We start from the raw sequence: 12,267 nt of genomic DNA on the forward strand, positions 1-12,267 counted from the left end.
GTTTATCTCCTTAACTTTATTTTGGCCGTTTGAATTAGCCATAGTACAGGTAGGTATACATATATATATACAAAGCCAATTTGACCTGTCCAAGTATTTAATAAGTTAATTTTATTACGGTTATTCAAGAAAAATGACAAAATAAAGATGAATAGGATGATAACTGGCAAAACATATTTTTGCTTTATTCCCAGTGCCTCTTTTATACCACGACTTACTCCCCATAATGTAAAGGAAACATTGGGTAATATAAAAAAAGCCCAAACAGAAACAATAATGTATTCAAACCGCTCTATAAAGGGAAATTGTATAATTTTAATCATGCTTAAATATGCCCATATCGCGTTCGCAAGTTGCTTTTCACTAAAAAATGCAAGAGTTAAAATCATAAGGTATGTGTAGACAATAGTCGTTACTAAATTTGCATAGTGCGCATATTTTTGAGACGTTCTTGCCTTTTTAATAAATGGATAGTACAACAATAACATTTCGAATCCAAAAAAACTAAACATATTTCCTTTCATTCCTTTCATAATTTCTAGGAATGAATGCTGTGCAATTGGAAATAAATTCCGGAAATCTGCATACTGCAAAGGATAAAAAAATGTGAAGATTAGAATGCTTGGGATAACGATTCCAAAGAAGCCGATTCCGGCAACTACACGAAATCCTCCAGTAACAATGTAATAACATAGACCCAAAAAAGCCCCCGCTATAACCCAAGATGAAATTGAAGGAAACATCCAAACATGTACTACTTCGATATAAGTATGTAGTGTTGTTGCACCTAACAATACAATATAGGATAAAAAAATGAAGTTGAGCAATCCACCAATCCATTTTCCAAGTACGTTTTGATTGATTGCAATGATGTCTCCATTACCCTGATTTAAAATCTGATATATGATCCAAATCATAACATTAACAGATATTCCAAAAAGTAGCGTGCTAATCCACGCATCATTTCCAACTAATTTTGCACTAATCCTTTCAAAACCAAGCATACCAACTCCCATCTGTATAGTAATAATTAAAAAAAATACCATATATGGAGAGACTTGATACTCAATTGGGATCTGTTTCATAATGCTCCTCCCTGTTAAATTCAATCATCGAAATCATTTCTTGATAGTATTTTATTTTTCTCTACCTCTTCTGGATTAAAGCGAAAACGCTGTTTAGACCTTGAAAAAATAGGACGTCGAAACATCGCTGAGATCGGCATACGTATAATACTGTCTTTCCAATCTGTAGGGCGTGTAGGATAAAAAGGAAACAAATAAGGACGTCTTAATGATTCTGTACGTAATAAGCGTGCTAAAAGCAAAGAGCTTGTTAAAACAATTCCTAATAAGCCCAATAGGTGTGCAGATATTATAAAAGGAAAACGAATTACTCGAATTGTATTACCAATACGATATATTGGTGCTGTAAATGAACTAAGAGCTGAAAGTGCAACAATGATAATAAGTACGTTACTTGTAAGACTTGCTTCTACCGATGCTTGTCCAATCACAATACCACCTACTATACCGACAGTTAAACCCACTTTAGTTGGTAAACGTGCCCCCGCTTCTCTCAGTAATTCAATTGTTATTTCTAAAAAAAGTGCTTCAATTAATGGAGGAAAAGGTACTTTACTTCTCGATATGATTAACGTTTCAAGAAGTTCTTTTGGGATAAGCTCGTAATGATATGTTAAGATCGAGACATATAATGGAGTCGTTAAGACAGAAAATATAAAAGCAAAAAGCCTTAATAGACGAAAAAAAGAGGCTATAATCCAAGGCATGGTGTAATCTTCTGTCGTAGAAAAAAAATCAATTAATGTTGTTGGAAGAGTGATGGCATAAGGCGAGCCATCTACAAAAAGTGCAATTTTCCCTTCTGCTAATACAGCTGCCACACGGTCCGGACGTTCTGTATTCAAAAATTGAGGGAATATAGAATTCGGGTTGTCTGCAATTAACTGCATCAAATAAGTACTATCTAAAACATGGTCTGTTTTTATTTGACTTACCCTTTTTATAATTTCTTGTAGATTTTGATCATTTACAATTCCCTCAATAAATACAATCGCAACAGTTGTGTTAGAGAGAGATCCTACTTTCAATTCTTTCATTTGTAAATACGGTGTTGGAAGCTTTCTACGTACTAAATTTAAATTCACATCTAAATCTTCGACAAATGCGATTTGCGGACCCACAATATTGTATTCAATTTCAGCTTTTGTAATATCCCTTTTTTCTTTCTTTGACACATTTACTAACAAACAATTTAATTTATCTGTATCGTACTGAATAAGTATATAGCCATTTAAAATACTATCCTGAATATCTTCAATTTGATTTGTTATTTTTGAATTCTCAAAAGGTAAGACAGAGTGAATATCTTGTAACGAATTGAAGCTCTTCTCTTTTATATAAGTCAAAACCTCTTCATGAAATATATTTACATCGATTAAGGTTCTAAAATATGAAATGACTATAGAGGAATTATTAGAAGCAATTTCCAACGTTATAAAATCTTTAGATTTTTTTAGTAATTGCATTAAATCCTGTAAAGATTTTATAGAGTTATCAGGTATTTTTCCATACGGTTTCAATTGATAATACCTTCCTTTCAGAAAGAAGTTACATATAGTTTTTAAGAAATTTCTATTTTAAAAATCAGGCATAGTGATATATAGATATATCCATCGAATTAGCAATAACCTCTTTGAAAATAACTTAACCAAAATTAGTTAAAAAATGTATTAAAAGTAAAAATAAGATTTTTTTTAAAACATAGTTACGATATTAAAAACATCCTTTCTTTTGGTTCTAAAGAAAGGATGTTTTTATAACATGCTTTTTGGAAGGTTTTAATTTAATCCTAATTATATTTTTTATAAATTCTAAAAGTACATTCTTTATTTTTGGTATAACATACAGAAATTATTTTTTGAACAGTAGACAGCTGCAGAAGCTAAGTTAAAGTGTCGATTAATTCCCTCCAAGCTTAATAAAATCCCTGTTATGATTTCTAAACTGACTTCGCAGTTAAGTAAGAGATTTGTTGATTAACCATACACACGAAGATAGAAAATGATGCCTATGATACTTGCATTTTCGTTTTATTCACCAGCTTCTATAATCAATTGATTAAGTGTATCGGGAGACGTATATGGATATAACTCTTCGACATATACAAACAATCTTGTTTTGGAAGTATTACATGATTTGTATGATATTGTAACAAGACTTGTATCGTTTCCTGCTTCTCCATGTCTTATTACGTTTGTCATTTCCTCTTGTAAACAACGATAGAAAGTTCTATTCAGTTTTTGTTTAATAGCATTACATTTTGTATGGTTTCTTAAAAAATTTCAATAAAAGAACATATTAATTTTGAAGTGTACAAATAGGGAGAGTGACTTCAACTGTAGTTCCCTTATTCACTTCACTCTCAATAAATACCTTTCCCTGATGTGTTTCAATGATTTTATAACAGATCATTAACCCTAAGCCAATCCCCTCTTCTTTAATACTATAAAAAGGTTCTCCGAGGTATGGTATACGTTCTTTTGGAATCCCACACCCTTGATCGATAAAACGAATACTTAATTGATTATTATCAAGTATATTTAATTGAATGAGAATTTCTCCTCCCATCGGCATAGATTCAATTGCATTTTTCAATATATTAACAAATACTTGCTTTAATTGATTTCCTTCACATGAAATCAATGGAATACCAGGGTTAAGATCGATTCTAATTTTTATATTATTCATCATTGCTTGAGGTTGTAGTAGCATTAAAACTTGATCCATTAGCACACTAATATCATTAGGTTTTATTTTTACCACCTGTGGTTTGGCTACCGCCATAAATTCAGTTGTAATACTCTCTATACGCTCAATCTCTGATGATACTATATTTATATAACCTTGATTATTTTCATTTTCCGTTGATTTTAGTAATTGCATGAACCCTTTCATTGCAGTTAATGGATTATTAATCTCATGAGCCATTACAGTCGCTAATTGTCCTACAACAGCAAGTTTTTCAGATTTTCGTAATAATTCTTCTGTTTTTAGCCGTTCAGTGATATCACGAGAAATACTTAGGAAAACTTTTTTCCCATTTAAGTTAAAAACACGAACACTAAACTCAGTTGTTATTACTTTTCCTGTTGGAAAAACATATTCATCTTGCAAAGTGAAGGAAGTTTGTCCCTTTTTAATTTTTTCTAATAGCCTTACGATCATTTGAGAATCTTGTGGTACTATATTTGAAAATGATAATGAGAGCAACTCTTCTCTACTATATCCAAATCTTCTACACCCAACAGGGTTTACCTCAATAAATCGACTTGGAGCATTATCTTCATTCAGCTCTACTACATATACCGCATCAGTTGCTTGTTCGATTAGTGCACGGTACTTCATTTCACTATCTCTTAATTGCTGGTGTAATCGATGTCGTTCTCTTTCTGCTTGTTTTCTTTCAGAGATGTCTCTACATATTGCTGATAAAGCTATCACATTTCCTCTTACATCTAGTATAGGAGAAACTGTCAGACTGACATCAAGAAGACTCCCATCGCTCCTTTGTCTAACAGTTTCTAATCTAGTAACCACAGATTCACCCGTTAGAATTTTCTGAATATTTTTAAGCGATTCTTCCATTAAAAAATCTGGTACACAAGGTAATCTCTTACCTATGATTTCTTGTGATGACCACCCAAATATCTTTTCATAAGCTTTATTCGCTTGTAAAATATGCCCTTCTCGATCAGAAATGGTAATAGCATCTAGATTGTGCTTTATAAATGATTCCAATAATTCTTTGGTAGCGCTTAATTCTGATTCTACCTTTTTCCTTTCGGTTATATCAACTGTAGAACCAACAACTTCAATAACTTGTCCATTTCGTTTAATCGGCCTAAGCGCAATAAGAATAATAGTTTTATCATTTGGCCAAGGTAATTCAAATATAATTTCTTTTCCTTCCCATGCCTGAAGATAGTACTTCATCAATTGTGGAACTAAATGTGGAGGAACAATAGAAGCATCAATAGTACGTAAGCTTTTTCCTACCACCTGTTCAGAATAAAATCCGTTTTGATAATAAAACTGTCCATCACATAAAGTGTGTATAAAGTGCTTACCTACTTTTTTAAATTTAAAAATTCCTCCTTGAAGCTCATGTACGGTATCTGCAAGTTCTTGCTTCGATTTTTTTAATTCTCGATTCATTTTAGATAAGTCCTGTGTTAAATAATACAATCTCTGGTAGGCTTCCATAAGAAATAGCCCAATTAAAAGTCCTAATGCTATATATAATAAGCCTCCTGTGTAAAGTAATGTAGTATTAAATAATACGCCAACTAACCACTTTATTCCAATAAAAACAGAAAAATATAACGATGCACTTTTAAAAGGATGTAGTTTTTTAAAATAAGTTTTAAAGGTAGAAAATAGAATCCCCATACCTAAATAAGCAATCACAGGAGGTTCCCAGTACCCTCCAGTGTAAAAGATACGCATTACAATTATGCTAATTAACGTAATCCAACCAGCAATACGACCAAAGTAAATAAAAGATAGAATAAGAGGAACAACTCGAAGATCGTAGGAAAATCCCATGTATGGAAAAGAAAAGAACATTAACGTAACTGCAATAATCCCTCCATAGAGCTTTTCGAAATGTCGACTAGAATTAATTGTAAACACTTGAATAAATATTGCTGCGCTAACTAATAAAGAAAAAATAGAAAGGTTGATGAAATAATCTTTAATAATCATGTAATGTCCCTCCTTGCATTAAGTGTATTCGACAAAAAAGCTAAAAATCCTACAAATTGTATAAACAGTTCAAATGCATAAATTTTAAACTAGGATAAAATCTAGAAAAATAAATAAGGGGCACAGCAGATGAGATATTTTAATGAAAAATAGTTCAAAAAAGATAATAGTAACCGTTGACTACTATTATCTTTTTTCTTTAAGTTATCGTAATATGTCTGAAACTCTAAGGGACATGGTATGTCATTTCATCAAACAATGATTATATACTGAGTCATGAATATAGAAATTTCAGCAGTCATTTTTGAAAAATAACATAAAAAACAAAACTATCTATGAAAATGGAAAAAAACTATATAAATGTCAACTAATCTATGTACAAAAACGTTCACTTAATTTTGCATAAAATCACTCCACTTAGGAAGCTAAGTAGTTCTTCAAGGTCGATAAGAACACCTGTAGATGCTTCAGGATAACTACATAATTGTATGAGTAATGTACTTGAAACCTTTCGGTAAAACCATACACATAATACAACTAACTCCTTGGATTCAATATTTACTTTTTCGCTGAACAAATTCTTTTTCTTGAGCAAAATATTCTAGGATATAAGGAGATTTTTCAATTAACTTGGTGTCTAGTTTATTCTCCAGCTCCAATTACTTCGTTACTTTCAGATTCAGTTCATTATATTTTGTACTTTGTCTTTATACACAACATATTCTTTACCATCCACTACTGCTACTACCGCAAATTCATCATTTGGATTGAATGAAAGCCAATCAGCCCACATGTTAGTATTAGCCCCTCCACTCCACATATTATGAACAGTGTTTTTAGTTAAATTCATAACTTTATAAGACGCATTTGGCGCATTTGTTCCAGTCTTTATTTCAAAAGTGTATGCGTTATGAATTTTTTTATAAAAGTAGAAAACGTTTGATGGACGAAGCTGATTCAAAAAATCCTGTTCTTTTTTCTCTGCAATTTTTATCCCTTCTTGCAAAGTGACAACATCTGTTTTTAATGTTTTCCAACTGTTTTTCGCTGCATTCAAGCTAGGGGTTAAGAATTTATATTTATTTTGATCAGCTTTTTGATCAGCTTTATCAATATGTCCCAGTACACCCGAATATTGAGAATCTAAATCCTCCCATTGCGTAGACATATAAGTAAGAGCAGTGATAGCACTATCAAGCATACTATGCATATCACTAATATTATGAAATGCAACTCCAACTACACGATTCAATGTTATTTTATAATCTACAGTCTGACGCAATTTTGCTAATTCAGGTTCTAGCCAACCTAACTTACCTCTTGCATCACCTATCATTATGCCACCAGCAATCAAGGTTGGAATAAAGGGGATTTTCACCATGTCTAACCCCTTAGATTCTATGTCTTTCTGATATTTTACTTGTCCTAAAAGGTCCTCTAGACGCTTTTGGTCAGCCTCCACATCAGCACCTTGGTTTTTTAAAATCGATTGCAATGTCTCTTTATGACTTCCAAATGTTCTAACATCTTCTCCAATAGCATTTTTTAATTGAATTAATTCTTCTATTAATGCTTTTGCAGACTTTTGATTTTGTTGAATTCCTCCCTGTAAATCTGTAATCCCTTTTTTTAAAGTATCTCCATTTCCAGTATTGATCGCCTCTACTAATGTTTCATAATAATTTTCAAATTTTGTATCGTATTCTATAATGCCTGTCAATGTATCAAAAAGCTGTTTTTTTACTTGTGTATTCCATGTAACAGCATGTGCTCTTGCATTCTTTTGATCTTGTACAATTTTACTAGGTAAATCTGCATTTCCATTAATAGTTATTCCTTCAAAACTCACATCTGGATTATTAATTAGCAAATAAGAATATTCATTTATAGCTTTTGCAAATAAACCAGCATCTTGCAAAGCTTTTTTCATCTGTTCTTCATTTGCTGAAAGAGACATATTTTCAGTGTTCGTTTGTTCAATTTCAATTGCAAAAGTTTCTAGTGGTATGACTGCATAAGTAGTTGTTATAGTTAAAAACGCTGATACAGCGAGTAGTTTATTAGGGATTTTTTTCATCATTTCGTTTTCCTCCTATATAAGGTATGGTTTCAAGTTCTAATCTTATTAAAAAGCGATGTCTTTCAAAATGAGTTCTACATCTTTTATCAGTATCGTTTGAACTTTCTTTAGCAGCCTTCAAATCATTAAGTATTAAAGAAAATGTATATAATCTGCTTCAAATTAACCGATTCTGTTGCAAATTTTAAAAAAGCAATTAAACTACAAGGTTATTTTTTATTCGAATCATACTTATATATAATTGAAAGGCGAAGTCTTTAATGAGACTCCGCCTTTCTGTTATATAAGGATTTATTAATTATTACTTTTCTGTTTAACAGTGTAATCATAGACTTTCTATGTTTTAGTTCACTTTACAACAGAATTAATATTTCCCTATTTTTGTGGAGTAACAGTTTCCACTTTTAATTCCTTTATTCCTTCTTTTAATGTAACAGCATCTGTTCGTAATGTTTTCCAACTGTCTTTCGCTGCATTTAAATTAGGTTTTAAGAATTTAAATTTATTTTGATCGGCTTTTTGAGCTGCATTCTCAATATGCCCTAGAACGCCCGAATATTGAGAATCTAAATCATGCCACTGCGTGGACATATAAGTAAGAGCGTTAATAGCATCATCAAGCGCCTTGTGCATTTCATTAATATTACTGTAAGCAACTCCAACTACACGATTTAAGGTTACTTTATAATCCACGGTCTGACGTAATTCTGCTAATAAAGGCTCTAACTTACCTAAATTATCCCTTGCTACTCCCACTATGATACCGCCAATTATTGGTAGACCCAAAATAGCGCCCTTCATTACATTAAACCCATCAGATTCTAATTGTTTATAATAGTTTACTGATCCTAATACTTCTTCTAGACGCTTTTGATCGGCATCAACATCTGCACCTTGATTTTTTAAAATTGACTGCAAGAGCTCTTTATTACTTCCAAATGCTCTAACATCGTGTCCAATAGAGTCTCTTAATTTAGTTAATTCTTCTATTAGTTGTTGTGCATACTTTTGATTTTGTTGAATTTCACCTCGTAAATCTGTAATCCCTTCTTTTAAAGTTTCTCCATCTCCTGTATTAATCGCCTCTATCATTGTTTCATAATAATTATCAAATGTTGTATCGTATTCAACAATACCATTCAATGTATCTAAAAGCTGTTTTTTTACTTTCGTATCCCAAGTAACGGCATGTGCCCTTGCATTCTTTTGATCTTGTACGATTCTACCAGGTAAATCTACATACCCATTAATGGTAATTCCCTCAAAATTCACATCAGGATTCTTAATTAACATATAAGAATAGGCATTCATAGATTTTGCAAATAATCCAGCCTTTTGCAAGGTCTCTTTCATTCTCACTTCATTTGCAGAAAGTGCTGTATCTTCATTGTTCGTTTGTTCAATTTCACTTGCAAAAGTTGTTACTGGTGAAACTACATTAGCAGTTGTAATAGTTAATAACGTCGATACAGCGAGTAATTTGTAAGGGATTTTTTTATCATTTCATTTTCCTCCAATTTAGGTTTTAAATTTCAGTTCTACTCCTGTTTAAAAGCAATATCTTTTGAAATGAATTCTGCATCTTTATGAATATCATTCCAACTTTCTTTAGCGGCTTTTAAATCATCTGGTATTAAAGAGAATTTGTGGTCTTGCATAGAATCGATATTATCCAATAAATCTGTATAATTTGCACCCATTGTATTCCATTGCTTTTGAATATTTGTTAGAGACAATATCGCTTAATCTACAGTCTGATATAAATATGCCAATGTTTCTTTCGCGTTAGTAAGCGAAAGAACTGCTTGATTAGCACGATCTGCTTTCATACTTAATTCTCCGATTTTGTTAGAAATTTCATTATAGGAGTCCATATGCTTAGATGCTGTGACACCAGCCGCTGTTCCTAGACCGATACCAGCTGCACCAAGAGCCGAGAGTCCACCAACAACAGCCGGTGTTGCTGTACCGCCAGTTACAACAATAACTACCGCTCCTCCAATAGCTGCAATAACTAAAATAGCTGCTCCCAATCCACCACCAATTGACCATGCTAATACATCATCAAAATGTTTTTTCTGAGTAGAACGAAGTTGCTCAATTTCAGCTTGAAGTTGTGGAATCGTTGCCTGTTGACCTGCTAATATTGCAGTTAATCCACCTTTCCCATCTGGACCACCAACATTATTTTTAAAATCTGTAGAATTTTGATATAGTTTCCCTTTGAAGTCTTGTAGCATCTTAATCACATCTGTAACTTCTTTTGAATTTGTATTGATTGTAGTAATTAAATCATTTATACCCTCTTTTAGACCTGCCTTATCTTTCTTTTGTACAGTTTCTACTAATGTGTCGTAATAATTTTGAAATTGTTCATCGTAATTTACAATATTACGAGCAGTTTTTTGAATCTGTGGCTTCGCTGTATCTAACCAGTAATTCGCATTGATTCGTGACAGCTCTTGATTAAGGTGAATATTTTTGAGCAACTCTCCCCCCTCTGACCCTAAATCGATATTAGATAAATTTACATTTGGTTGCTTAATCATTGTTTTTGCATATAAATCCATTACTAGAATATGAGACCCTGTTTCAGCCAATGCTTTCTTCAGTCCTTCGGGGCCTAATGCATAATTGCCTACTTTTTGTTCTTGAGCGGTCGTTTCTTGTGCAAATGCATGAATAGTGTTACCGGTAGTAGCAGTTATAACAGTTGCTAATGTAGCTAAAGTTAGTACTTTGAATGGAAATTTTTTCATGACTATTCTCCTTCTTTCGCTAAATGCTTATAATCTTTATGAATTCCCAAAAAACGCAATATTAAAATTTATATACTTGTTCTTCAAGGTAACTTATTACATTTTTTAATTGTCTTAATGTATCTTTTTGAGACTGCTCGTTAGTTGTATCAACATTAGTAGATAATTTTGTAATGCTATTTTTTATTAGATTTAAATCTTCTTTATAGCGCTTTAGTAGATCAAGTTCTACATCTACTTGATTTGCAAACGTATGCAAATCATTTTGTGTAAGAAGAAGCATTGATTTTTGTAAATCAGCTATTGATAATTTCGTTGTTAAATCATATATTTTTTGATTTTGTTTCTCTAAATCATCTAAATATGCTCGCTGTTCTGCTGTTAATTTATTTACTTCAGCAAAAACGCCAAATGTTTTCTTAATCTTTTCGGTATCAATGGCTTTCATCAGGTCATACTCTTGTGTTTTTGCTGCGGCTGCGGCTGCTATTTCACCTTGTTTGCTTTTCTCAATTGCTTCACGAGCTGCTTTTTTTGCTGATTCAATCTCTAGAGCAGTTTTACCTTGTTCTGTCGCTTCTTGCGCCGCTTTTTTCTCCGCTTCTAGAATAGAGTTGTTAATTTCTTTTCCTTTGTTATACGCTGCCACCCCTGCTTGAGCAGCCGGTTCAATAATTTCTTTTGAAAGACTATAAACTTCTTTGAATATAGCAAATCCCTGCTCATTTAAAGCTCCTGGTATTAATGCAATTTGTTGTAAATCATTTTGAATTGCTTTTTTGGTATTTAATATTTCATTTTTTAACTGATCTATTTTTCCTGTTCCATCTGTACTTAGTATGCCTTGCGCAGTTGCCACATCAGTATCAAAATCTTTTAATTTTTTATCAAGCTGTAATTTAAGATCTGTTAATTCATTGATTTGTCGTTGCGCATTTTCTTGATTCGTCATAGCCATTTCTTGAAGTACTTCAAGTCTATCCGAAAACCCTTCTCTATCTTCTTTATTGTCTACAAACAATTTTAATGTCGGGTAATAACTATTAAATTTTGTTACAAATCCTTTACTTTTTGAATTTAATAGAATTAACTGTGGATAGAGTTCCGATGACCATTCCTTCATATCTTGTTTGATTAGGAATTGATTGGTATTTAAAGCTGGGACTTCCTCTAGCTGTACATTAGGACTCATTAAAGATTGATCAATATACGTTTGGACTAATTTAGAATGTGCACCTAATTTTCGTAATGATGAAGAAATATCCATGTTTTCTTGTTGAGTTTCTGCTTGAACGATTGGTGTTGCAAGAGTATTGATAGGAATAGTTGCTCCAGTTACAATGGATGTTATTAAAAATCCTGTCATTATTTTAGTTTTCATTCCGTACACTCCTTTACCATTGTTTTTATAACTTAATTCATATAACTTGTACGACCGCTCTCTTTGTAAACTGGATAAGAAGGAGAAATCTTTAAGATACGTTAATATCGTTGTTTTTTACTTCTAATAGGATGTAAGGATTTTATTTATCTCTCATTTCGATACTCTATTTTTTTAAATATAAATAACAAAAATTTATTAACTATATTTGAATCAGGCACCTTATGAGTAGTAAATTATTAATTCTTTCCTAAAGTT

General features: G+C 32.0%; 7 protein-coding genes and 1 pseudogene. All 8 read right to left on the reverse strand.

Annotation, left to right across the window (positions count from 1 at the left end; translation table 11 throughout):
* Window positions 1–2 precede the first annotated feature (2 nt).
* Window positions 3–1,085: a GerAB/ArcD/ProY family transporter gene (locus tag MHB52_RS15835; protein WP_000809707.1), complete on the reverse strand. Its 1,083-nt coding sequence runs from the start codon at window positions 1,083–1,085 to the stop codon at window positions 3–5.
* 20 nt (window positions 1,086–1,105) lie between these two features.
* Window positions 1,106–2,551, reverse strand: a complete 1,446-nt coding sequence (locus MHB52_RS15840) for a spore germination protein (RefSeq protein ID WP_372474159.1) — start codon at window positions 2,549–2,551, stop codon at window positions 1,106–1,108.
* A 564-nt stretch (window positions 2,552–3,115) separates the two neighbouring features.
* The gene (locus MHB52_RS36810) at window positions 3,116–3,286 is read right to left on the reverse strand and encodes a hypothetical protein (RefSeq protein ID WP_002000131.1); all 171 of its coding nucleotides are present in this window, start codon (window positions 3,284–3,286) and stop codon (window positions 3,116–3,118) included.
* Window positions 3,287–3,383: 97 nt separating this feature from the next.
* A complete protein-coding gene (locus MHB52_RS15850; protein ID WP_000584278.1) occupies window positions 3,384–5,789 on the reverse strand; it encodes a PAS domain S-box protein in 2,406 nt (801 codons plus the stop codon).
* A gap of 679 nt (window positions 5,790–6,468) precedes the next feature.
* Complete coding sequence (gene hblB, locus MHB52_RS15860) at window positions 6,469–7,869, reverse strand: hemolysin BL regulatory component HblB (protein WP_061662906.1); 1,401 nt, start codon at window positions 7,867–7,869, stop codon at window positions 6,469–6,471.
* Window positions 7,870–8,244: 375 nt separating this feature from the next.
* Window positions 8,245–9,360, reverse strand: coding sequence for a hemolysin BL binding component B (gene hblA / locus MHB52_RS15865; protein WP_061662907.1), 1,116 nt, complete (start codon window positions 9,358–9,360; stop codon window positions 8,245–8,247).
* Window positions 9,361–9,407: 47 nt separating this feature from the next.
* Window positions 9,408–10,628, reverse strand: a pseudogene (gene hblD / locus MHB52_RS15870) (hemolytic enterotoxin HBL lytic component L1).
* A 61-nt stretch (window positions 10,629–10,689) separates the two neighbouring features.
* Window positions 10,690–12,009 (reverse strand): hemolytic enterotoxin HBL lytic component L2, encoded by a 1,320-nt coding sequence (gene hblC / locus MHB52_RS15875; RefSeq protein WP_000850224.1) that lies wholly within the window; start codon window positions 12,007–12,009, stop codon window positions 10,690–10,692.
* Window positions 12,010–12,267: the final 258 nt, after the last annotated feature.

This window comes from Bacillus sp. FSL K6-0073, from assembly GCF_038006085.1.
Taxonomy (GTDB): Bacteria; Bacillota; Bacilli; order Bacillales; family Bacillaceae_G; genus Bacillus_A; species Bacillus_A cereus.

Bases quoted from the DNA above. Each gene is read 5' to 3' on its own strand.
- MHB52_RS15850 (WP_000584278.1), bottom strand. From the start codon at position 5,789: ATGATTATTAAAGATTATTTCATCAACCTTTCTATTTTTTCTTTATTA.
- MHB52_RS36810 (WP_002000131.1), bottom strand. From the start codon at position 3,286: ATGACAAACGTAATAAGACATGGAGAAGCAGGAAACGATACAAGTCTT.
- hblB (WP_061662906.1), bottom strand. From the start codon at position 7,869: ATGATGAAAAAAATCCCTAATAAACTACTCGCTGTATCAGCGTTTTTA.
- MHB52_RS15840 (WP_372474159.1), bottom strand. From the start codon at position 2,551: ATGCAATTACTAAAAAAATCTAAAGATTTTATAACGTTGGAAATTGCT.
- hblC (WP_000850224.1), bottom strand. From the start codon at position 12,009: ATGAAAACTAAAATAATGACAGGATTTTTAATAACATCCATTGTAACT.
- MHB52_RS15835 (WP_000809707.1), bottom strand. From the start codon at position 1,085: ATGAAACAGATCCCAATTGAGTATCAAGTCTCTCCATATATGGTATTT.